This is a genomic window from Agrilactobacillus composti DSM 18527 = JCM 14202 (assembly GCF_001436375.1).
Taxonomy (GTDB): Bacteria; Bacillota; Bacilli; order Lactobacillales; family Lactobacillaceae; genus Agrilactobacillus; species Agrilactobacillus composti.
This window is the reverse complement of the sequence record NZ_AZGA01000052.1, coordinates 39,371-63,265: the sequence shown is the minus strand read 5'-3', so window position 1 is coordinate 63,265 and position 23,895 is coordinate 39,371. Positions and strand designations below refer to the sequence as shown.

At 40.7% G+C, this 23,895-nt stretch carries 24 protein-coding genes; 21 read left to right on the top strand and 3 right to left on the bottom strand.

The window, feature by feature from the left end; genetic code table 11:
• Both FC83_RS08240 and FC83_RS08235 read right to left on the bottom strand, forming a co-directional pair.
• Window positions 1-391, bottom strand: a 391-nt coding sequence (locus FC83_RS08240; RefSeq protein ID WP_162260655.1) for a transposase, incomplete at its 3' end; no start/stop codon positions are given.
• Window positions 392-491: 100 nt separating this feature from the next.
• Window positions 492-1,805 carry an N-acetylmuramoyl-L-alanine amidase family protein gene (locus FC83_RS08235; protein WP_235184321.1) on the bottom strand — a complete coding sequence of 438 codons (1,314 nt, stop codon included), beginning with the start codon at window positions 1,803-1,805 and terminating at the stop codon, window positions 492-494.
• Window positions 1,806-2,237: 432 nt separating this feature from the next.
• Here FC83_RS08235 and hisS point away from each other — a divergent pair, with 432 nt between their 5' ends.
• From hisS to FC83_RS08205, 6 genes are all read left to right on the top strand, one after another.
• Window positions 2,238-3,536 (top strand): histidine--tRNA ligase, encoded by a 1,299-nt coding sequence (gene hisS, locus FC83_RS08230; RefSeq protein WP_057002628.1) that lies wholly within the window; start codon window positions 2,238-2,240, stop codon window positions 3,534-3,536.
• Between the two features lie 2 nt (window positions 3,537-3,538).
• Window positions 3,539-5,314 carry an aspartate--tRNA ligase gene (gene aspS, locus FC83_RS08225; RefSeq protein WP_035454247.1) on the top strand — a complete coding sequence of 592 codons (1,776 nt, stop codon included), beginning with the start codon at window positions 3,539-3,541 and terminating at the stop codon, window positions 5,312-5,314.
• 86 nt (window positions 5,315-5,400) lie between these two features.
• Window positions 5,401-5,829, top strand: a complete 429-nt coding sequence (msrB, locus tag FC83_RS08220) for a peptide-methionine (R)-S-oxide reductase MsrB (protein WP_035454245.1) — start codon at window positions 5,401-5,403, stop codon at window positions 5,827-5,829.
• A gap of 12 nt (window positions 5,830-5,841) precedes the next feature.
• A complete protein-coding gene (gene msrA / locus FC83_RS08215) occupies window positions 5,842-6,375 on the top strand; it encodes a peptide-methionine (S)-S-oxide reductase MsrA (RefSeq protein WP_035454243.1) in 534 nt (177 codons plus the stop codon).
• Between the two features lie 185 nt (window positions 6,376-6,560).
• Window positions 6,561-7,433, top strand: coding sequence for a YitT family protein (locus FC83_RS08210; RefSeq protein ID WP_035454240.1), 873 nt, complete (start codon window positions 6,561-6,563; stop codon window positions 7,431-7,433).
• 25 nt (window positions 7,434-7,458) lie between these two features.
• A complete protein-coding gene (locus FC83_RS08205) occupies window positions 7,459-8,346 on the top strand; it encodes a deoxyribonuclease IV (protein WP_057002627.1) in 888 nt (295 codons plus the stop codon).
• Here the strand turns inward: FC83_RS08205 and FC83_RS08200 are convergent.
• Window positions 8,343-9,182, bottom strand: a complete 840-nt coding sequence (locus FC83_RS08200; protein ID WP_035454237.1) for a pyruvate, water dikinase regulatory protein — start codon at window positions 9,180-9,182, stop codon at window positions 8,343-8,345. The genes FC83_RS08205 and FC83_RS08200 overlap by 4 nt on opposite strands.
• A 257-nt stretch (window positions 9,183-9,439) precedes the next feature.
• On the opposite strand from FC83_RS08200, the gene rpsU reads away from it, so the two are divergent.
• From rpsU to pepT, 15 genes are all read left to right on the top strand, one after another.
• Window positions 9,440-9,616 (top strand): 30S ribosomal protein S21, encoded by a 177-nt coding sequence (gene rpsU / locus FC83_RS08195; RefSeq protein ID WP_035454234.1) that lies wholly within the window; start codon window positions 9,440-9,442, stop codon window positions 9,614-9,616.
• A gap of 19 nt (window positions 9,617-9,635) precedes the next feature.
• Window positions 9,636-10,085, top strand: a complete 450-nt coding sequence (locus FC83_RS08190) for a GatB/YqeY domain-containing protein (protein ID WP_035454231.1) — start codon at window positions 9,636-9,638, stop codon at window positions 10,083-10,085.
• Between the two features lie 152 nt (window positions 10,086-10,237).
• Complete coding sequence (locus FC83_RS08185) at window positions 10,238-11,215, top strand: PhoH family protein (protein WP_081763134.1); 978 nt, start codon at window positions 10,238-10,240, stop codon at window positions 11,213-11,215.
• Between the two features lie 13 nt (window positions 11,216-11,228).
• Window positions 11,229-11,696, top strand: a complete 468-nt coding sequence (gene ybeY, locus FC83_RS08180) for an rRNA maturation RNase YbeY (protein WP_035454228.1) — start codon at window positions 11,229-11,231, stop codon at window positions 11,694-11,696.
• Window positions 11,680-12,090, top strand: a complete 411-nt coding sequence (locus FC83_RS08175) for a diacylglycerol kinase family protein (protein WP_035454225.1) — start codon at window positions 11,680-11,682, stop codon at window positions 12,088-12,090. The genes ybeY and FC83_RS08175 overlap by 17 nt, the downstream gene beginning before the upstream one ends.
• Before the next feature lie 3 nt (window positions 12,091-12,093).
• The gene (locus FC83_RS08170) at window positions 12,094-12,495 is read left to right on the top strand and encodes a cytidine deaminase (RefSeq protein WP_035454221.1); all 402 of its coding nucleotides are present in this window, start codon (window positions 12,094-12,096) and stop codon (window positions 12,493-12,495) included.
• The gene (era, locus tag FC83_RS08165; RefSeq protein ID WP_035454219.1) at window positions 12,488-13,402 is read left to right on the top strand and encodes a GTPase Era; all 915 of its coding nucleotides are present in this window, start codon (window positions 12,488-12,490) and stop codon (window positions 13,400-13,402) included. Before FC83_RS08170 ends, era begins: the two co-directional genes overlap by 8 nt.
• 4 nt (window positions 13,403-13,406) lie before the next feature.
• Window positions 13,407-14,204 carry a DNA repair protein RecO gene (recO, locus tag FC83_RS08160; protein WP_035454216.1) on the top strand — a complete coding sequence of 266 codons (798 nt, stop codon included), beginning with the start codon at window positions 13,407-13,409 and terminating at the stop codon, window positions 14,202-14,204.
• Window positions 14,205-14,482: 278 nt separating this feature from the next.
• The gene (gene glyQ, locus FC83_RS08155) at window positions 14,483-15,391 is read left to right on the top strand and encodes a glycine--tRNA ligase subunit alpha (RefSeq protein ID WP_035454213.1); all 909 of its coding nucleotides are present in this window, start codon (window positions 14,483-14,485) and stop codon (window positions 15,389-15,391) included.
• Complete coding sequence (gene glyS / locus FC83_RS08150; protein ID WP_057002626.1) at window positions 15,388-17,466, top strand: glycine--tRNA ligase subunit beta; 2,079 nt, start codon at window positions 15,388-15,390, stop codon at window positions 17,464-17,466. Before glyQ ends, glyS begins: the two co-directional genes overlap by 4 nt.
• 126 nt (window positions 17,467-17,592) lie before the next feature.
• Window positions 17,593-19,422 (top strand): DNA primase, encoded by a 1,830-nt coding sequence (dnaG, locus tag FC83_RS08145; protein WP_162260654.1) that lies wholly within the window; start codon window positions 17,593-17,595, stop codon window positions 19,420-19,422.
• Between the two features lie 66 nt (window positions 19,423-19,488).
• Window positions 19,489-20,601 (top strand): RNA polymerase sigma factor RpoD, encoded by a 1,113-nt coding sequence (gene rpoD / locus FC83_RS08140; protein WP_035454210.1) that lies wholly within the window; start codon window positions 19,489-19,491, stop codon window positions 20,599-20,601.
• A 149-nt stretch (window positions 20,602-20,750) separates the two neighbouring features.
• Window positions 20,751-21,437, top strand: coding sequence for a tRNA (adenine(22)-N(1))-methyltransferase (locus FC83_RS08135; protein WP_035454207.1), 687 nt, complete (start codon window positions 20,751-20,753; stop codon window positions 21,435-21,437).
• Window positions 21,438-22,553, top strand: coding sequence for a Nif3-like dinuclear metal center hexameric protein (locus tag FC83_RS08130; RefSeq protein WP_035454204.1), 1,116 nt, complete (start codon window positions 21,438-21,440; stop codon window positions 22,551-22,553).
• Between the two features lie 23 nt (window positions 22,554-22,576).
• On the top strand, window positions 22,577-23,815 hold the full coding sequence (pepT, locus tag FC83_RS08125; protein ID WP_035454201.1) for a peptidase T: 1,239 nt from the start codon (window positions 22,577-22,579) through the stop codon (window positions 23,813-23,815).
• Window positions 23,816-23,895 lie beyond the last annotated feature (80 nt).

Sequence of the window (23,895 nt, the reverse complement as noted above, 5' to 3'; positions counted from 1 at the left end):
AGGATTTTGCTTTTTGAGATTTCTTTCCAGTCATTTGGGCACCTCTCTGACCTGTTGCTTTGAGTTTGTTACCCTCATTATACTGGAAAATCCACTTGGACAGGGTCGGTGGGCTCTTTATGTCATACTTTAAGGCACAAGCCCTAACACTGATATCATGTTCAAGATAATACGTAACGACTTCAATCTTAAATTCTGCAGAATAATGATTGTTCTTATGACTGGGCTGTAAGGCTTCCTCACCGCCTGCTAAATAAGTGCTCCGCCAAAAACCTACTGTACCTTTAGCTATATCAAGGTCTTGAGAGACTGATAGAATAGTCCGACCTTTTCCAATTTCAGCTATTGCCCACAACATTATCTCCAGATCGTATTTCCTTTTTCTAGGCATTAAAAATCCCTCCAGATCACACCTGAGAAATTTTTGTTTTTCTCTGGTACTCTCTAAAGGGATAGTATCAATCATGCCTGAACTGATTTTTTAGGTTTACTTATTGAAAATATTGATTTAAACCCTTATAAACTGCCTCAGCAACAGCTTCTTGATATTGCTCTGAAGATATTGCCTTGAAATCTTTAGCAGTATTGATGTAACCCAATTCCATCAATATTGCTGGGCGATCATTGTCACGCAATACTTGGAAATTGCCATACATTGTGCCTTTATTGGGTAACGGTAGCCGGCTTAAGTTTTGAGACATCGTTTTCGCCAGGGCGCTATCTTTTTTCGTGTTGTAGTAATAAGTGGTAATGCCAGAAGCATCGTTGTTGGTTTGTGTGGAATCGAAATGAAAACTTACAAAGGCATCTGCATTAATGCTATTGGCAATTTTTGGCCGTTTGGCTAAATCAACCGTGGTATCAGTACTACGGGTCAAGACTACATTAGCGCCAGCTTCCCGTAACTTAGCGGCAACCATTTCGACGACTTTTAACGTATAGGTTTTTTCAAATTTACCACTGGCTGACACTGCCCCAGAATCCGAGCCGCCATGCCCAGGATCCAGGACAATCGTTGCTTTAGAAAGGCTCGTGGGTTTAACGATGGGTGCAGTGTTGACGTCACGCTTAGTCACCACCCAATTGGCCACGTAACCGGTTTGACCAGTGGATGTTTTAGCCTGATACCACTGCCCAGAGGTTTTAATGTACGTTAAGGGTGTGTCATTTGAAAGCACGGTAACAATGGTGCCATTGGCATTTGGTGTGCTGCGTAATTTGGTGTCATCCTGATTAGTGGTCAACATTGTAACCGTTTGACCGCTATCACTCGTACTGGCAGCACTTTGGGCCTGGGTTGTACTCGCACTGCTGACATTAAGCTGGGTACTTCTTACCCAACCTACACTCTGGTTGTATTTGATTTGGGTCCAGCCATTGGTTGTATACAATACCGTAACCGAGGCATTAACGCTGCCAGTTCCTAGAACCGTTGAATTCGCATCAGCCTGTTGATAAATTGGTACGTTAGAGGTATTTAATTTAGCAACTTGATGACTTGTATTGAGGCCGATTTCTGTATTATCCACTAACCAGCTGGCGACCCAGCCAATCTTGTCCATATTTAAGCGGACCTGATACCAGCCATTTTTTTCACCCATGATGTCTAATTGGGTGCCAGATTTAACTTTATCTAAGACGTCATAAGCTAAGCCAGGACCAGTACGGACGTTGACGATACTAGCTTTGACTTCAATCTTATTTTGGTCCGCCAAAACAACAGCTGCACTACTTGCGAAAATCAAGGCCACAGCGATCAACAACATATTAAAATATTTTTTGAAAAAGTGGCGATTAACATTCACAGTCATCATTCCCGAAGTTTTAATTATAGTTAATTCTAGGATAGCAAAAAAAGTCAATAAAAGGGAATTTTTTAGCGAAACGCATAAAAATCTTAAAAGTTTTTCAGTAGTTATTGACTTCAAGCCGCAAACTGTTGTAATCTCATAGAGATATAAATATTAATTTAAGCTATTGACGAAGCCTTATGATAACTAAGAAAAAGAGAGGTTACCACCTGCTGAAAGGTAACATAGTTATTGCTGACACTTCTGAAGCTTGGCTTGTCCCGTTGCCCAGGCAACGTTATCAATGTTAGTGATCAACTAGGTGGTACCGTGCGTAAGCGCCCTTGTTAAAAACAGGGGCGCTTTTTATATATTTTTAGGCGTCATTCATTAGTTGTTCGTTAATATCGCGTCAATTGCTTAAATTCTGGAAAGAAGGCAGTTCATTTGAAGTATCAACGTCCAAAGGGTACTGCAGATATTTTACCCGGTGAATCCGTTAAATGGCAGTATGTGGAAGCCACTGCCCGTCAAATTTTTGAAGCTTATCGCTTTGCTGAAATTCGCACGCCAATGTTTGAATCTTATGAAGTGTTTTCCCGTAGTTCTGGTGAAACCTCTGATATCGTTACCAAAGAAATGTATGATTTCGAAGACAAAGGTGGGCGTCACTTAGCCTTACGTCCGGAAGGAACCGCTGGGGTAGTTCGTGCTTTCGTGGAGAACAAATTATATGGTCCCGAATTTAATAAGCCTTATAAGGTTTATTATATGGGACCGATGTTTCGTTATGAACGGCCACAATCTGGGCGGCAACGGGAATTTCATCAAATCGGGGTTGAAGCATTCGGCTCTGAAAGTCCAGCGCTAGACGTGGAAGTTATTGCCATGGCGTTAAATTTGTTACAAGCATTTAAGATCGGCCATTTAAAGTTGGCTTTAAACACATTAGGGGATCCTGAAAGTCGACAAGCCTATCATGAAGCATTAGTCAATTATTTAAAACCGCATTTTGATGAGTTGAGTGAAGATTCTAAAGTTCGTTTAGAAAAAAATCCATTACGGGTCCTGGATAGCAAAGATAAAAAAGATCAAGCCATCGTTAAGGGCGCCCCATCAATTCTGGACTTCTTAACAGATAGTGCTAAAGCCCATTTTGATGAAGTAAAACAGTTATTAGGCGCTTTGAATATTGATTACGTGATTGATCCAACTATGGTTCGCGGCCTGGACTATTATAATCATACTATTTTTGAAATCATGACAACCTCACCTGCTTTTGGTGATAAAGAAATGACTGTGATTGCTGGCGGTCGTTATGATGGTTTAGTTCATGAACTAGGTGGTCCTGAAGTTTCTGGTTTTGGTTTTGGCTGTGGGCTTGAACGCCTATTGCTACTGCTTAATGAGCAGGTCACTAAACAATTAGCCAAGCAATTGGCAGTTTATGTGGTGGGTATTGGTACTGGTGCTTCAGAGGCAACTTTGAAGATGGTCCAGGCTATTCGGCAACAAGGCTTTTCAGCGGACCGGGATTATCTTGATCGTAAACCAAAGGCTCAATTTAAGTCTGCTGATCGCAATCAAGCTGCTGTGGTGATCACAATTGGCGAAGATGAAATCAAAAACAAGACAGCGCAGGTCAAAGACATGGCAACCGGAATTCAAAAGACTTTGCCGGTAGCTACATTGCAACAAGATTTTCAAAAAGTATACACAGACTTTAGAAATAGTGAGGGGAAATAATTTTGGAAAAACGCACAAACTACGCAGGTCTAATCGATGAAACGTACGTTGGTCAAGAGGTCAACTTAGCTGGTTGGGTTCAAAAACGCCGAGATTTGGGGAACTTAATTTTCATTGATTTACGAGATAGAGAAGGTATTTTGCAATTAGTCTTTAGTCAAGAATTTTCACCAGAGGCTTTGAAAGTTGCGGAAACGCTCCGGGCAGAATACGTTATCAGTATTCACGGAAAAGTTGTAGCTCGCGCTGATGATGCGATTAACCCTAAAATGAAGACGGGGAAAGTTGAAGTTGAGATCAGCAGTATTGAATTATTAAACAAGGCTAAGACGCCACCATTTTATATTGAAGACGGTGTATCTGCTGCTGAAGATTTGAAATTGAAGTATCGTTATTTAGATTTGCGTCGGCCAGAAATGATGAAGGCTATTCGTACTCGGGCACAAATCATGCAATCGGTTCATCATTTTTTTGATCGGGAAGGGTTTATTGAAATTGAAACACCGGATTTAGGTAAGTCTACACCAGAAGGGGCTCGAGATTATTTGGTACCTTCTCGAGTTTATCCAGGTAGTTTCTTTGCCTTACCACAGTCACCGCAATTATTTAAACAGTTATTGATGGGGGCTGGTTTTGACCGTTACTATCAATTAGCACGCTGTTTCCGCGATGAGGATCTGCGGGGGGATCGGCAACCTGAATTTACACAAATCGATATGGAAACTAGTTTTCTCACTGCCGAAGAGATTCAAGATCTAACTGAAGGTTTAATCAAGGAAATCATGAAAGATGAAAAGGGCATTGACGTTCAATTGCCTTTCCCACGGATTACTTGGAACGATGCCATGGCGCGCTTTGGTTCTGACAAACCGGATACGCGTTTTGGCATGGAATTACAAGACCTATCTGATTTCTTCAAAGACAGTGACTTTAAAGTCTTTCACGAAGCTATCGCGAATGGTGGTCAAGTTAAGGCGATTGTGGTCAGCAATGCAGCGGATAACTATTCTCGTAAAGCCATTGAAGCGCAACAAGAACACATCAAACGTTTCGGGGCTAAGGGTTTAGCCTTTATTAAAGTTACTGATGACGATATCACTGGCCCAGTGGGTAAATTCTTGAAACCGCAAAAAGATGAATTGTTAGCAACTTTAAGTGCTAAACCTGGTGACTTGATTTTATTTGTAGCCGATACGAAAAAAGTCGTGGCCGACAGTTTAGGCTACTTAAGAACTTTCTTTGCCCATGATTTGAACTTAATAGATACTAACAAGTTCAATTTTCTTTGGGTCGTTGATTGGCCATTGTTTGAATATGATGAAGGTATTCATCGTTGGAAGGCAGCCCACCATCCATTTACCATGCCTAATGAAACAGATGTGCATTACTTAAATGAGGGGGAAGATCCGCATAAAGCGCATGCCCAAAGCTATGATATCGTTTTAAATGGTTATGAACTAGGCGGCGGTTCTATTCGTATCCATACCCGGGAACTCCAAGAGAAGATGCTCAAGGCCTTAGGGTTCACCTTAGAAAAAGCCCAAGATCAATTCGGCTTCTTGTTAGATGCTTTAGATTTTGGTTTTCCACCTCATGGCGGTTTGGCAATCGGTCTTGATCGTTTTGCCATGTTACTATCTGGTCGAGATAATATTCGGGATGTCATTGCCTTTCCAAAGAATTCTAAAGCAACTGAGCCAATGACAAATGCGCCAATGCCTGTGGCAGCAACACAGTTAGATGAATTAGGGATTGAAGTTGAAAAACCACTCAATTAATAAGTAATAATTGTGTCCAATTAGATTGAGCAAAACGCTTCTTTTTATGTGAACAACCAAGTATAATCATATTTGGAGGTGGGTAGATGGCCGACAAAGATATTGAACTAAAAAATAAGTTAACACCTGAACAATATGCTGTGACCCAACAGGCCGCAACGGAACATCCCTTTACAGGAGAATATGATAATTTCTTTGAACCAGGGATTTATGTTGATGTGGTCAGTGGTGAGCCTTTATTTTCATCCAAAGATAAATTTGATGCTGGTTGTGGGTGGCCGGCGTTTAGCAAACCTATTGTTAAATTACAAGAAAAAAGAGATCGTTCTTTATTTGTGGAACGAACTGAAGTGAAAAGCCCTCAAGCCCAGTCTCATTTGGGTCATGTATTTTCCGATGGGCCAATCGATCGGGGTGGCTTGCGTTATTGTATTAATTCCGCCGCGCTAAAGTTTATTCCAAAAAATCAGTTAAAAACCGCTGGTTATGGTGATTACGTCCAACTTTTTGATTAGGGAGATGACAATATGGCAGTAGAAACAGCAATTTTTGCTGGTGGTTGTTTTTGGTGTATGGTCCAACCTTTTGATACCCATCCAGGTGTAATTTCAGTTGTATCTGGTTATACGGGTGGTCATGTGGCTAATCCCACCTATGAACAAGTGACTAGCCACACGACTGGTCATACAGAAGCGGTTAAGATTACATTTGACAATGCCATCATGAGTTATCAAGAACTGGTCGCTATTTATTGGCAAGTGACTGATCCCACTGATGCTTCAGGTCAATTTCAAGATCGCGGCGATAATTATCGCCCGGTAATTTATGTCAATTCTAAAACCCAACGTCAAATCGCCACTGATTCTAAAGCAGCACTTGCTGCCAGCCAACGTTTTACAAAACCAATTGTGACGACGATTGAAGCCGCTCAACCATTTTATCCAGCGGAGACTTATCATCAGGATTTTTATAAAAAAGACCCTATGCGTTACGCGATGGAAGAGTCTGGTGGGCGGCAAGCTTTTATTAACGAACATTGGTCTGACCAAACTTCAAAATAAACGCGCATACTGAATTAAATGCTGAATCATCTGAGTCGTATTAGGTGATTCAGTTTTTTGTGTGGCTGTTAGTTTAGTTAGGGCCAGGAAAAAATGCATCTCACCTAGTTCATGTGATAGAATCAAAGCAAGTTAAAGTTTCACAAACAATATCTTGATAACATAGAATTGAGGCCCTGTATTTTATGGAAGAGCTAGATAGAATTATTCGCAGGCATCAAAATCTCTCAAAAGCCACTAGTGCTTTCTTTTATGCATTATCGGTTGCCTTTGCATTAAATTTCTTTTGGGAACCCGGCGGTATATATGCCTCTGGTATTACTGGGGCAGCGCAATTGGTCTCCACGGTAACTAGTCATAGCCCTATTCACTTATCAACGCCACTGATGATCACAGTTTTAAATGCTCCCTTATTTATTTTAGCCTGGCGGAAAATTGGCCATCATTTTACATTGTTTACAATTTTGTCAGTTGTTTTATCTAGTTTATTTTTAAAAATGATTGCCGTTAACAAATTGACGCCAGATCCGATAATCTGTGCGATTTTCGGGGCTATTTTTAATGGTATCGGGACGGGGTTGGCCCTACGCAATGGCATTTCAACTGGGGGCTTGGATATCATCGGCATTACCCTACGGAAAAAAACCGGCAAAAGTGTCGGCACCATTAATATTGCTTTTAACGTATTGATTTTAATTGCGGCGGGATTTATTTACAGTTGGCCCCATGCGCTTTATAGTGCCTTGGGTATTTTTATCAATGGTCGGGTTATTGATATGATTTATACGAAGGATCGCCGGCTGCAAGTTATGATCGTCACAGGTAAACCTAAAGCTGTGATCACCCAAATTCAAAATGAAATGCCTCGGGGCATCACCATTGTGCACGATGCTGAAGGGGCCTATAAACGCCAAGAAAAAACGATTCTGTTTACCGTTATTTCGCAGTTTGAAATTTATGATTTGGAAAATGCCATGAAGCTGGCAGATGCGAATGCCTTTGTCAGTATTACCAGCGCCGTTAAAATAATTGGACGCTTTATTGAACCCAAGCAGTAATGGGATGAGGAAAGGATAAAAACTAATGATTATAGGCTCACACGTTTCAATGAAAGGCAAAACCATGTTACTAGGGTCTGCCCAAGAAGCTGCCAGTTACCAAGCAGATACGATGATGGTCTACACTGGTGCCCCCCAAAACACCCGGCGTAAAGCAATTGCTGACATGAATATTCCTGCCGGTCAGGCGTATATGGCTAGCCATCATATTCAATCAGTCGTTGTCCATGCCCCTTATATTATTAACCTTGGCAATACAAAAAAACCGCAAAACTATGCTTTTGCGGTTGAATTTATGAAAGCTGAGATCAAGCGAGCAGATGCCCTGGGTGCTAAACAAATGGCCTTTCATCCCGGGGCCCATGTTGGGGCTGGGGCAGCAGCAGCGATTGCCCAAATCTCTAAGGGGTTAAATGAAATTATTACCCCTGAACAAAATGTGCACATCGCTATTGAAACTATGGCGGGGAAGGGGACAGAGGTAGGCCGCACTTTTGAAGAGATTGCTCAAATTATCGATGGTGTTACCTTGAAAGATAAAGTGAGTGTAACCTTTGATACGTGTCATACAAGTGATGCGGGATATGACATTAAAAACGATTTCGATGGGGTCCTGGCTGAATTCGACCGAGTGATTGGCCTAGATAAATTACAACTGGTCCATTTAAACGATTCTAAAAATCCCCAAGGCGCGCATAAAGATCGACATGCCAACATTGGGTTTGGTACCATTGGGTTTGAAGCCCTGAATCACGTGGCCCATCATGATGCCTTAAAGGCGACGCCAATTATTTTAGAGACACCTTATGTGGGTGAAAAACGTGAATTTGCACCCTATGGCTTTGAAATTGCCATGTTGCGTGCCGGTCAATTTGATCCGGACTTATTGCAAAAGATTGCAGATCAAGGTTAATTATTTTCATAGGTATCTAAGTTTAAAGACTCCATGATAATGGTGGCGGTTTCTTCAATGGATCGATGGGCCACGTTAATAACCAAACAACCTAATTTTTTGTATAGCTCATTGGCATATTTTAGTTCCTCTTTAATTCGATCCATATCCGAATACGTTGTGTCAGGATTTAAGCCATAAGCAATCATCCGCTCGCGACGAATGTTATTTAACACTGAAGGATCATTGGTTAAGCCAATGATTTTTTTTGGATCAACTTTCCAAAGTTCATCTGGAATATGAGCCTGGGGTACCAAAGGTAAGTTAGCCACTTTGATATTTTTATTGGCCAAGAATAAAGACAGCGGTGTTTTTGATGTTCTAGAAACACCTAAAAGAACCACATCCGCTTCCAAAAAGCCCTTAGGATCCTTCCCATCGTCATAAAGGACTGCAAATTCCATTGCGGAAATACGGTCAAAATAGCGGGCGTTAAGATGATGAACAGCACCAGCTTCATAAGTTTGGGTCAAACCCGTCCGTTTAGAGACCTCTGTTAATAAAGGGGTAATATAATCAAAAGACACAAGGCCGTTTTGTTCACAAAAGTTGGTGATTTTAGCTGCTAAACCCTTAGTCGCTAATGTGTGTACGACGATGGCATGGTCTGCTTTAGCTTGGTCCAATATTTTGTCTAGTTTTGAATCGGTATTTACAAAAGGAAAGCGACAATAAATGGGCTTAATCTGGGGAAATTGGGCCAGTGCAGCTTGTGCTAAATTAAACCCGGTTTCGCCTACAGAATCAGAGATAATGTAGAGCATGATTCTATTTGGATCAGTTTTGGCATCAGACATTTTTTAGCCTCCAATAGTTATTCTTAATGAAATTTTACCATAGTTTAAAAGAAAGCGTTCACCTCCAGTTATTTTTTAATTATTTCAACGAACGTTTGTTGTTATATCAATCCTTTCATGTAACCGTTAAAACTTTCTGCCAATTATCCCATAAATCTCATTGACCGATAAAGCCTCTTTCGATATAATATACAAGAACGGTTTGCAGGACACTCTTTTGCATAGCGTTACATTCAATTGGAGGGAGGGATTTTCAAATGTCAAAGACAGTGGTTCATAAAAACGAATCTTTAGATGATGCTCTTCGTCGCTTTAAGCGTTCTGTGTCCAAAAGCGGCACACTCCAAGAATACCGCAAAAGGGAGTTTTACGAAAAGCCAAGTGTAAAACGTAAGCTCAAGTCAGAAGCGGCTCGTAAGCGGAAAAAATTTTAAGGATTGAGGAAATGATCCTGTGAGTTTATTAGCTACGTTAAATGAAGATATGAAAACTGCCATGAAGGCCCGGGATAAGGATCGGTTGGCTGTAATTCGAATGTTGAAGACGGCTGTAACCAATGATCAAATCAAATTAGGGCATGATTTAACTTCTGAAGAAGAACTTGTTGTCTTATCGCGTGAATTAAAGCAACGTAAGGAATCTTTAGCTGACTTTCAAAAAGCCAATCGTCAGGATTTAATCGACCATGTAAATCATGAAATTGAGATCGTGGCTGCTTATATGCCTAAACAATTAGCTGATCAGGAAGTTAAAGATTTGGTTTTAGCAACGATTGATAAAGTTGGTGCTAAATCTACGAAGGACTTCGGTAAAGTTATGGGTGCACTAATGCCGCAAGTTAAGGGCAAAGCCGATGGTGGCAAAGTGAATGCTTTTGTGAAAGAAGCATTGACAAATCTATAATTGATTCGTGAATCGATTTGATAGAGACTAACGTAAAAGAGATTTTATGTTAGTCTCTTTTTTTGAACCAATTAAGCCGCAAATTTCTAACATACAATCTGGTATATCTTATGGTATGATACTCGTATAAACTATTGAAGGAGCTTGATGTATTGACAGAAACGTTGAATGCAGAACGGACATTTGAAGTGCCCGATGCGACCAAAACAGCCAGCCTTTTAGGCGTCAATGATCAATATTTAACGCTTATTGAAGAAGGTTTAAATGTAGTATTGCATCCTTTTGGTCCCGCCATTAAGATTTCTGGAAAATCTGATCAGGTGGATCAAGGCTATGCAGTCTTAGACAACTTATATAAAGTTTTAGAAAAGGGCATCAGCATTAGCAGTGCAGATGTAGTTAGTGCGCTGAAAATGGCCACTAAAGGCACCTTAGAGTATTTCCAGGATTTTTATAATCAAGAAATTATTACCGATGCTCGACACCGGGCAATTCGCGTTAAAAATTTGGGCCAGCGGCGCTACGTTGACTCTATTGACCATAATGATATTACCTTTGGTATCGGTCCCGCCGGTACTGGTAAAACATATATTGCAGTGGCTAAAGCCGTCTTAGCACTGAAAAAAGGCCAAGTTCAACGTTTGATTTTGACGCGGCCAGCGGTGGAAGCCGGGGAGAATTTAGGCTTTTTACCGGGGGATCTGAAAGAAAAAGTAGATCCTTATCTCCGCCCAGTCTATGACGCACTTTATGCAATTATGGGTCAAGATCAAACCAATCGCCTGGTAGATCGGGGCACAATCGAAATTGCACCGCTAGCTTATATGCGGGGTCGGACTTTAGAAGAGGCCTTTGTGATTTTGGATGAAGCGCAAAATACCACACCAGCACAAATGAAGATGTTCTTAACACGGCTGGGATTTGATTCTAAGATGGTTATCAATGGTGATATTACGCAAATTGACTTACCTCACAATCAAAAGAGTGGCTTAGTTGAAGCTCAGCAAATTTTAACTGGCGTGAGTCATATTGGGTTTGTTGAGTTTACTGCCAATGATGTGGTCCGTCATCCAGTTGTTGCCAGTATTATTGCGGCTTATGCCGACCAAGATTTAAAACGTCAACATTGAACCGGAGGAAAAGATGAATCTAACAACCTATGATGAAGATCAGTTATTAACAGCAGCCGAAATGAAAATGGTCGTTGAACTGGTGGATTTTGCAGCCACAAAAATTGATTTACCGGCAGATACAGAAATGTCCATCACTTTTGTTTCCCCTGAAGAGATTCAAAAGGTCAATCAAGATTATCGCCAGGTTGATCGACCAACAGATGTGATTAGCTTTGCCATTGAAGATGAAGATGATGGCATTGAAAGTTTAGAAGCACAATTAGGTATTCCTAGAAATATTGGCGATTTAATTATTGCGCCCGCAATTGCCAAAGAGCACGCGACTAATTATGGCCACTCTTATCATCGGGAACTGGGCTATACGGTTGTTCATGGCTTCTTACACCTTAATGGCTATGATCACATCAAGCCTGAAGATGAAAAGAAGATGATCGCCCTGCAAGAGGAGATTCTAGAAAGCTATGGCCTTAAAAGATAAACCCCAAACTAAGAAGAATCATCATTTTTTTCAGTCCTTGAAACACGCTGGTTCGGGTGTTTTATTTGCCATTCGACACGAACGAAATTTACGACGAGACTTAATTGTGGCCGCAGTGGTTTTTATTGCGGCCTATTTGTTAAGATTGCCCGGCACTTCATTTTTATGGCTGGGGTTAGTTATATTTTTAGTTTTTCAGGCTGAACTTTGGAATAGTGTCGCGGAATATTTGGTTGATTTATCAACCAAACGCAAATTCAATCCCTTGGCCAAGGTGATCAAAGATTTATCGGCGGGTATCGTTTTATTAACAGCACTTTTTTCAGTTGTCGTTGGTCTAATTATTTTTTTACCAGCATTACTACAGGTGCTGCGTACACAGTTGGGGTGGTAATTTTTGGAAATAGCAACTTTAATTGCCCAAGCCAAAGCCGTGCGGACAAAGGCATATGTACCATACTCACACTTTGCTGTGGGTGCGGTGGTTTGGACGGATACAGGTCAGGTTTTTGCCGGGTGTAATGTGGAAAATGCGTCATATGGATTAACTATATGTGCTGAACGTAACGCTATTTTTCAAGCTGTGAGTCAGGGACATCAACGGTTGGCGGGTTTACTTTTGATTGGCCCCACAAGTCAATTATTGATGCCTTGTGGGGCCTGTCGGCAAGTAATGTCTGAATTTATGCAGCCTACCGCTAAGATTCACTGTGTTTATGGTACAGATTTGATAAAGACGTATACCATGGCAGAAATATTACCAAACTCATTTAATAAGGAGAACTTAAATTTTGACTGAACAAACAACAGAATTTCACTCTGGTTTTGTGGCTATTTTAGGCCGTCCCAATGTGGGCAAATCCACATTGATGAATCGCATGATTGGTGAAAAAGTTGCCATTATGTCGGACAAAGCGCAAACGACCCGTAATAAAATCAATGGTATTTATACAGACAAGGATGCCCAGATTGTCTTCGTGGACACGCCAGGTATTCATAAACCGAAAAATGACTTAGATGAATACATGGATGATGCCGCTGTTTCCACGTTAAAAGAAGTTGATGGGATTCTTTTCATGGTGGCTGCTGATGATAAAATCGGCCCTGGCGATCGCTTTATTATGAATTTATTGCAGGATGTTAAAACACCGGTTTTTCTATTGATCAATAAAATTGATTTAATCCATCCTGACAATTTACCTGAGATCATCCAAGGCTATACTGATGTTTTAAACTTCAAGAACATTTTTCCAGTTTCAGCCACCATGGGCAATAATGTTCCAGAATTATTACAAGAGGTTAAAGCCTTGTTACCCGTTGGCCCCAAGTATTATCCGGATGATCAATTAACTGATCATCCGGAATATTTCGTCGTTTCCGAATTAATTCGTGAGCAAGTTCTCCATTTGACCCGCGATGAGATCCCCCATGCGGTGGCTGTCGTTTTAGAATCCATGAATCAACGCGTTAATGGTAAATTACAAGTTGAGGCGACTATTTTTGTGGAACGAGACAGTCAAAAGGGGATCGTCATCGGCAAGGGCGGCTCAATGCTGAAAAAAATTGGGATCAATGCCCGCCGTGAAGTCGAAAATTTAGTTGGTGAAAAAATCAATTTAAAACTTTGGGTCAAGGTTCAAAAAAATTGGCGGGATGATCCCTTGTTCTTGCAGAGATCAGGCTATAATCTAAAAGAGTTCAAGTGATGTTATGGCAACACAATCTATTGAAGAATTTAACGGTCTAATTTTATTTCGCCGGGATTATCGGGAAAAAGATTTATTGGTCAAAATTATTACGGACCGTTTTGGAAAAAAGATGTTTTTGATTCGGGGCGGTAAAAAACCAAAGAATCGATTGGCACCAGCAATTTTACCATTCACCTATGGCACTTATATTGGGGATATTCGTGATGGCTTATCTTTTATTCGGACCGCAAAAGATACACAACATTTTTGGAACATCAGTCAAGATATCGGGCTGAATGCATATGCCAGTTATATTTTAGGCTTAGTGGATAAGGCTTTTAGTGATGGTGAGTTATTGGGGGAATGGTATCCCAAAGTGACCAAGGCTTTGCAGTTGATCGATGAAGGCTTTGATGCGCAAATCATCACTCAGATTATGCAAGTTCAATTATTGCGGGTCTTTGGGGTTCAACCAGGGCTTGAAAGCTGTGTGGTCTGTCAAAGGACGGATCGGCCCTTTGATTATTCAGAAGCCTATGGTGGTTTGTTATGTGATATCCATTGGCATTTAGATCCCAACCGGTTTCACGCCAGTCAACGGGCCATTTATTTCTTACGCCTATTTTCGGCTGTTGATTTGTATAAAATTAATTCAATTAAAATGAAAACAACGACTAAAAATGAATTAAAACAGATGATTGATACAATTTATGATGACACAGTGGGTATCTATCTTAAAAGCAAGAAGTTTTTAGATGATATGGCCAATTGGCCGACCAATATTTTGAAGACACCCCCTGAGGATTCATCCAAAACCTAAAGTTTGGTTTGACTTTTAGTAAGAATCTTTGTAACATTACTAAGTAAATATTGACATCGAAGAAAAGGGTAATCATTAGCACAAAAGTTTAGCGATTACGGACTAGTGTAAGCCGTATCTTTTGAATGATTATTGGCATTTTGGAGTCAATTTAATGAAGTGTAGACATTTCTTGTCTGAATTAGGGTGGAACCGCGATAATTCGTCCCTATACTGGTGGACCAGTATAGGGTTTTTTTGTGTCTACAGTTTAAGTCAATATAAAAGGAGAAATTTGAATGACTGACAAATTGACAGTACAAGAGATTGTTCTGAAGTTACAGCAATTTTGGGGCAGCAAAGGTTGTATGTTAATGCAAGCCTATGATACCGAAAAAGGGGCTGGTACCATGAGTCCATATACTTTTTTGCGAGCAATTGGACCGGAACCTTGGAACGCAGCTTATGTTGAGCCTTCAAGACGACCGGCAGATGGGCGTTATGGTGAAAACCCTAATCGTTTATACCAACATCATCAGTTTCAAGTTGTCATGAAACCCTCTCCTGAAAATATCCAGGAATATTATTTGGATAGTTTAAAGGAATTAGGGATCGATCCACTGGAACATGATATTCGCTTCGTAGAAGATAACTGGGAGAACCCTTCAATGGGCTGTGCCGGTGTGGGTTGGGAAGTTTGGCTAGATGGCATGGAAGTGTCTCAGTTTACGTATTTCCAAGTTGTGGGTGGTTTGAGCGTAAAACCAGTGACTTCTGAAATCACTTACGGTTTAGAACGGCTTGCGTCTTATATTCAAAACGTGAATTCAGTTTTTGATTTAGAGTGGGGCGATGGTGTTTTATATGGCGATATCTTCAAAGAACCTGAATATGAACATTCTAAGTATTCCTTTGAAGAAAGTAATCAAGAAATGTTATTGCAGTTTTTTGATGCCTATGAAAAAGAAGCTAAACGCCTAATCAAACTTGGCTTAGTCCATCCAGCCTATGATTACGTTTTGAAATGCAGTCATACTTTTAATTTATTAGATGCTAGAGGTGCCGTCTCAGTCACAGAACGGGCTGGCTACTTATCTAGAATTCGGAATATGGCCCATGCCATTGCTAAAGCCTTTGTGGAAGAACGTGAAAAACGTGGCTTCCCATTACTGAAATATGCACAAGCACAAAAGGGGGAGTCAAAGTGAGTCACGACTTTTTATTAGAAATTGGATTAGAAGAGATGCCCGCCCATGTGGTCTCACCAAGTATTGACCAATTGGCCCAACGGACGCAAGATTTTTTGAATGATCAAAAATTGGAATTTCAAAGTATTCAACCTTATTCAACACCCAGACGCTTGGCGTTACTCATTTCTGGATTGGCTGACAAACAAGCTGATGTTCACGAATCCTTACGGGGGCCGGCCAAACAAATTGCCCAAGATGATACCGGCAATTGGACCAAGGCTGCCCAAGGCTTTGCGCGGGGCCAAGGGGCAACACCAGATGACTTGACCTTTAAAGAAATTAAAGGCAAAGAATATGTCTTTTTAGAAAAAAATGTGCCTGGAAAAGCTGCAGCTACGATTTTACCAGGCCTAAAAGAAATCATTATGGCCATGACTTTCCCAACGCGGATGCATTGGGCTAATTATGATTTTGAATATATTCGGCCGATTCACTGGTTAGTGGCTTTATTAGATGATCAAGTGATTCCTTTTGAGATATTAGATATTCAAACTGGCCGAACAACACAAGGTCACCGTTTCTTAGGCGAAGCGGTCACCTTAAAAACTGCCGATGACTATGAGCAAGCTTTAAAGGATCAGTTTGTGATTGCCAATGCTGATGACCGAAAAGAATTGATCGTTGATCAAATCCAAGAGTTAGCAAGTGATCATAATTGGCAGGTGGATTTGGATGAAGATTTATTAGAAGAAGTTAACAATTTGGTAGAATATCCCACAACTTTTTCGGGTAATTTTGATAAGAAGTATTTACAAATGCCTGATGAAGTTTTGATTACTTCTATGAAAGATAACCAGCGTTATTTTTATGCCCGAAGCCAGTCTGGTGAACTGTTACCAATCTTTATTGGTGTACGTAATGGCAATCGCGTTCATTTGGATAATATCATTGCTGGGAATGAAAAAGTATTGGTCGCCCGCCTAGAGGATGCCCAATTCTTCTATGAAGAAGATCAAAAGAAATCTATTGCCGATTACGTTGGCCAACTTAAAAATGTTTCCTTCCATGATAAGATTGGTTCCATGTATGATAAAATGCAACGCACAAGTCATATCGCCCAATTTCTTGGCGTTGAATTTGGTTTATCCACTGATGAATTGGCTGATTTAAAGCGGGCTGCAGCTATTTATAAATTTGATTTAGTGACTCAGATGGTGGGGGAATTTCCGGAATTACAAGGTATTATGGGTGAAAAATATGCCTTACTTAAAGGTGAAAAGCCAAGTGTTGCCACTGCGATTCGCGAACATTATATGCCGACTAGTGCCACTGGGAAACTACCTACAACTAATGTGGGGGCGGTGTTATCAATTGCTGATAAATTAGATAGTATTTTGAGCTTCTTTGCCGTGGCACTGATTCCAAGTGGTTCTAACGATCCTTATGCTTTGAGACGGCAAGCCTTTGGAATTGTCCGTATTTTAGAAGCCAAAAAATGGCATTTTCCTTTGGCTAAATTTCAATCAGAAATTAAACGTGGCTTAGTCAAGGCTGGCATGCTGGCCAATTTGGATTTAGATGCACATCGTTCTGAAGTGACGCATTTTATGTTGGATCGGGTGAAACAATGGTTTAGCAATCAAAATATTGATCATGACCTTATTGATACTGTGGTGGCTAATCGTCAACAAGACATCGCAGATATGTTCAATGCTGCTCAAGTTTTAAGCAATCATCGCGATGATGCGGACTTTAAAAATACCGTAGAAGCTTTGACACGGGTCATGCGCTTAGCTGAAAAAGCTGATTTTGATATCAGCGCCTTGGATGTGGATCCAAAGCTATTCCAAAATGATACTGAAAAGAATTTATATGTCGCTGTTGAAAAAATTCGGCACACGGCAGCCGATAAATCATTGGAGACCATTTACCAAGAACTAGAAAGTTTACGGCCATTGATCAATGATTATTTTGAAGCCAATATGATTATGGATAAAGATCCTAAGATCAAGGCCAATCGCTTGAAGCAATTAATGATCATTACACATTTGGCGATGACCTTGGGTAACCTGAATGAACTAATCGTTAAATAAGTTTATTGGTTGCAATTATTAATCAAACGTAGTATGATATAAAAGTATTATTATACGTTAATCAAGTCGCATTCATTTATGTATGCGGCTTTTAGTTGCTTAACAGGAATTAAAGGACGTGATGAATTGGCCAGAATTCCTGAATCGGTTATCGAAGATATTCGTGGACAGATTAATATTGTTGATGTAATTAGTCAGTATGTACAGTTAAAAAAGTCTGGTAAGAACCTATTTGGCCTTTGCCCATTTCATGAGGAAACGGCGCCTTCATTTACGGTTTCAGAAGACAAACAGATTTTTCACTGTTTTAGTTGTGGTCGTGGTGGGAATGTTTTTAAATTCATCATGGATATTGATTCCGTGACATTTCCTGAGGCAGTTATCAAAGTTGCTAAATTTGGGAATATTCCAATTGATGCCCAATATCTGCAACAGGACAGTACGCCAGTCAATGAAGCCGATCGCAAATTACGAGATTTATATCAACAAGCCCAACAGCTTTATCATCATGTCTTAGTGAATACGCAATTAGGGCAACCTGCTTTGCAGTATTTGCATCAACGGGGCATGACTGATGAAACAATTGATCAATTTAGCGTAGGTTTTGCACCAAACAATAATTTATTAACCTTATTCTTTAAAGACAAGCAAGTTGATGCTGAAACGTTGGCGGCATCTGGCTTATTAGCCACGAACCGGGAGAATCAATTTTTGGATCGGTTCGTCGAGCGGGTGATGTTTCCTATTAAAGATCAAGGGGGCCAGGTCATTGCTTTTTCGGGCCGGGCGCTGCATAAAGATCCCAACCAACCGAAGTATTTGAATAGTCCTGAAACAGCACTGTTTAATAAACGTAAAGTGCTTTTTAACTATGATTTGGCGAAAGCAGAAATCCGCCAAGAAAAAACAGTCTTGTTATTTGAAGGCTTTATGGATGTGATCTCCGCCTTTCAAGCAGGTGTTAAAAATGGGGTCGCTTCCATGGGGACTAGCTTGACTGACGAGCAACTATACATGTTGCAACGCACCACGAATCATTTAGTGATCTGTTACGATGGAGATACCCCAGGTGTTAAAGCCGCTAATCGGGCTGTAGATATGTTGATGCCACAAAAGAATTTGGATATTGGGGTTATCGTGCTACCGGATTCACAAGATCCAGATGAGTATATTAAGACCAAAGGGGCCCCAGCGTTTGTTAATGTGATTCGCAATTCTGAGCAATCCGCGTTACGCTTTAAATTAGCATATTTAAAGCGGGATGTGAACTTGAGTAATGACAAATTTAAATTTGATTACTTAAGTCAAGCTTTAGATTTGTTGAAAGACCAAGCGACGCCGGCAGAACAAAGTCTGTATATTCAAGAATTAGCGAATGACTTAGGCATTGAAGCTAGTGCCATTAAGACACAGCTGGATGAATTACGACCCAAACATTCGGGTAATGGTTTGACGGCAAAAGGGAAGTTCCAGCGCCAAGTAGAACCGCAACCGGTTGGCACCTTACAAAAGCCAAGTGCTCCGGTGAAATATAGTCAATTAGAACAGGCTGAACGACTGTTGTTATATTACGCTTTACATGATGAAAGTCTGTGCCGCCAGTTGATTAGTGAACCTAATTTTAAGTTTGAACACGATACCTATCAGACGATTTTTGAATTATGGTTGACCTTTTTGACCAACCATGATAATCATTTGGTTTCTGCTTTCATTGACCAATTACCGCCGGATATGCAAAACGTGGTGGCTGATTTAGAAATGAGTGCTTTTCCTGATGCTAGTAATAATTTAGTCATTACCGATTTATTGCAGGTAATGGCGCATCAGGATGCTAAGAAACAATTAAGTGATGCGCAAGCAGCTTTAAAAATTGCCAATGAAACCGGCAACGTTGATGAACAGCTGCATTGGACAAATGAAATCATCAAATTGTCTAGGGATTTGAAGGGAGCTTGATAATCATTGACCAAATGCTTATTAATTGGTTAAAAGTTCTACATTTTGATAAGGGGGAAAACATTTATGGCTAAAGAAAAAGTAACTGCCAAAAATAAAGAATATGATAAAGCCGTCAAAGAACTAATTAAGGCTTATAAACCCAAAAAACAAATTTCGCAAGAAGAGTTAACGACCCAATTGGTCCAACCGTATACGTTGGATAGTGAAGCCATTGATGATTTATATCAAAAAGTAGAAGATCAAGGAATCAGTATTCTTGATAAATTTGGTGAACCCACTGCGATCAGCTTAAAGAAAAATAAAATCACTAAAAAAGAGATGCAAAACTTGTCTGCGCCGACTGGGGTTAAAATCAATGATCCTGTTCGGATGTATCTCAAAGAAATTGGCCGGGTCCCACTATTAACGGCTGATGAAGAAGTCGCTTTGGCTCTTAAAATTGAGCAAGGTGATGAAGAGGCCAAACAACGTTTAGCAGAAGCTAACTTGCGTTTGGTAGTTTCCATTGCAAAACGTTATGTGGGCCGGGGTATGCAGTTCTTGGATTTAATTCAAGAAGGTAATATGGGCTTGATGAAGGCCGTTGAAAAGTTTGATTATCGCAAAGGTTTTAAGTTCTCCACCTATGCCACGTGGTGGATCAGACAGGCCATTACCCGTGCGATTGCTGACCAAGCTCGGACGATCCGGATTCCGGTGCATATGGTTGAAACTATTAATAAGTTGATCCGAATTCAACGCCAATTATTACAAGATTTAGGCAGAGAACCAACACCAGAAGAAATTGGCGCCGAAATGGATATGCCAACTGATAAGGTTCGTGAGATTTTGAAGATTGCCCAAGAACCAGTTTCTTTGGAGACCCCAATTGGCGAAGAGGATGATTCACACCTTGGGGATTTCATTGAAGATGCGGATGCCACTAGCCCTGAAGATCACGCTTCTTATGAGCTGCTAAAAGAACAGTTAGAAAATGTTTTGGATACGTTAACTGATCGTGAAGAAAACGTCTTAAGATTGCGTTTTGGGCTTGATGACGGCCGAACTCGGACTTTGGAAGAAGTTGGGAAGGTCTTTGGTGTAACTCGGGAACGGATTCGCCAAATTGAAGCTAAAGCATTACGGAAATTGCGCCACCCATCCCGTTCAAAACAATTGAAGGATTTCTTAGAATAAAATGATTTAATTTACGCCGGACTCATAAATATGAGTCCGGTTTTTTTGATAATCATTAAGGAAATCGCGATAACTTAGCATTTTCATGTTTTAAAACTTGGTTCTTTGCTATAATGAGAGTTAGAAAAAATGGATGGGAAATTCAATCAATGAAAATATCAAAACGATTAAAACATATTATTGCCTTAGTCCCTAAGCATGCCCGTTTGGTGGACATTGGGTCTGATCATGCTTTTGTCCCTATTAAACTAGCCCAAACCGGTCAAATTGATTTTGCGATTGCCAGTGAAGTTGCGGCGGGTCCTTTAGAAATATCTAAGCAAAATATTGCGGCTCAAGGTGTATCTGCTCAAGTCCAAACTAGATTAGGCAGTGGTTTTGACCCTTTCACACCGGCGGATAGACTTAATACTTTTGTGATTGCGGGGATGGGCGGTGAACTTATGACCAGTCTTTTAGAGGCCGCCGATCCGGCATTATTGCAACCGGCTACGCTGATTTTAGAGCCCAACAACCAGGAGAAATTAGTGCGTCAATGGTTAAACCAACATCAAATGGGGATTAGCCAAGAAGAAATTGTAGCTGAAGATAATCATTACTATGAAATTATCGTTGCGCAACCACAGACCCAAACAAAGCCACTGACAGCAACAGATCTGCAATTTGGTCCCAGGTTACGGCGCCAAAAATCTGCGGTTTTCGTTGAAAAATGGACACATCGCTTACAAGTTGATGAACAAGTTTTAGCGCAACTTAGCGCGGCTAAAACAGTTGATTTTACGCGGGTACGGGAATTAGAATTAGATGTTAAGGCTATTAAAGGGGTGTTAGCTTAAATGACTACTGGACAAGATTTAATTGATCAAATTGAAACATTCGCACCATTAGGTTTAAGGGAACCCAAGGATCCTACTGGGCTACAGTTAGGTGACCCAAACCAAACAATCAAGAAAGTATTAGTGACATTAGATGTGCGTCCTGAAGTCGTCGCCGAAGCCATCGACAAACAAGTAGACTTTATCTTTGCCCATCATCCGGTGATGTTTCGACCAGCACACAATTTAGACACTCGAAATCCCCAAAATAAAATGTATGCGGACTTATTGGCACATCACATTACGGTTTATGCAGCCCATACAAATTTGGATAAGGCTCAAGGGGGAATGAACGATTGGTTGGCGGCGGCACTACATCTCGAAAATATTCAAAATATTCCTAGCAATGAAGCGGATACGTTATACAAGTTCGTTGTTTTCACACCCATTGCTAATGCGGATTTAATGCGCAGTGCTTTAGCTGATGCTGGGGCTGGTGAAATCGGCAATTACAGTCATGCCAGCTATACATTAGCTGGGCAAGGTCGTTTCTTACCAGAAAGTGGTGCTAACCCCACCATCGGTGCACAAGGCAAACTAGAAACGACGCAAGAATCCCGGATTGAAGTCTTGGTTGCTGAGACTAAATTACAGGCTGTGGTCCAAGCCATGCGCCAGACACATCCTTATGAGGAACCAGCTTATGACATTATTCCTTTAAAGAATTCTGCCTCAACCATCGGCTTAGGTCGTGTGGGCGATTTAGCACATCCCCGGAGTATTCTAGAGTTTGCTGAACAAATTAAACAAGATTTTAAGCTGAGCGGCTTACGCATTATCAGTCATAATCGCCAGCAAAAAATTCAAAGGGTAGCAGTTATTGGGGGCGATGGGGGTAAGTTTTACCCTTACGTGTTAACAACAGGTGCTGATATTTTTGTGACCGGCGATATTTATTATCATGTTGCCCATGACATGCTGGCCAATGGTTTGGCGGCCATTGATCCTGGTCATCATATTGAAAGCATTGTTAAACCCCAAATGACAGCTAAGATTCAAACTTGGGGTCAACAATTCGGTTGGGATTTAACAGTCATACCATCTGAACTATCAACGGATCCTTTTTATTTCATATAAATATATTATTTGGAGGTTTTGTAATGTCCGCCTATAAAAATTTAGTGCCTAGATTTTTGCGTTATGTCAAAGTAAATACGCGCTCTGACGAGTTTTCAGATACAATTCCGTCTAGTCCTAGAGAAGTCGCTTTTTTAAAGGATTTAGCCAAGGAATTGACCCAAATTGGGTTAAGTGAGGTTAATTATAACCCTGAGAATGGTTATGTTACCGCCCTACTACCAAGCAATACCACAGCCGTCGTCCCAACCATTGGGTTTATTGCCCATGTGGATACGGCAGACTTTAACGCAGAAGGCGTCAATCCCCAAATTCATGAAAATTATGATGGCACTTCTGTTATCAAGTTAGATCCAGCGGGTAAATATGTATTAGATCCTGCGGAATTTCCCAATTTAAAAAATTATCAAGGACATACCTTAATTACCACTGATGGGACGACCCTGCTTGGTGCAGATGACAAAGCCGGTGTGGCTGAAATCATCACTGCTATGGAATATTTGATCAACCATCCTGATATTTTGCATGGTGATATTAAGGTAGGATTTGGTCCAGATGAAGAAATCGGGACAGGCGCTGATCATTTTGACGTGCAAGCTTTTAATGCCGATTTTGCGTACACCGTAGATGGGGGACCCTTGGGACAATTGGAATTTGAGACCTTCAATGCCGCTGGTGCCCATGTGGTCATTGCTGGTAAAAATGTGCATACTAGTGCGGCAAAGGGGGTCATGATCAACGCTATCCAATTGGGTATTGATTTTCAAAATGCCTTACCTCAAGATCAAACACCTGAAACGACTTCTGGCAGGGAAGGTTTTTACCATTTGATGCGTTTTGAAGGTACCGTCGAACAGACGACCCTGGATTATATTATTCGTGATTTCAAAAGAGATGGTCTTGAGACCCGTAAAGCTATCATGCAGCAAGTTGCAGATGATTTGAATCATCAGTATCAAAATAGAATTCAACTCACGTTAAAAGATCAATACTATAACATGGTCGATATTATTAAAGAACACATGAGTGTCGTAGAAATTGCCGAAGCAGCCATGCAAGCTTTGAATATTACACCTGATGAAACACCGGTTCGCGGCGGAACAGATGGGTCCAAACTATCGTTTATGGGCTTACCAACACCTAATTTATTCGCCGGTGGTGAAAATATGCACGGCCGCTACGAATATGTATCCACGGATACCATGGAAAAGGCCACTGATGTTATCTTGAAAATTAGTGAACTAAATGTGCAGCAACACTAAATTACGCTAACTTGCACCATTTTAGCGTTAAAAAATAAGCGTAAAAATGGACCAGCTCATCTGATGAACTGGTCCATTTT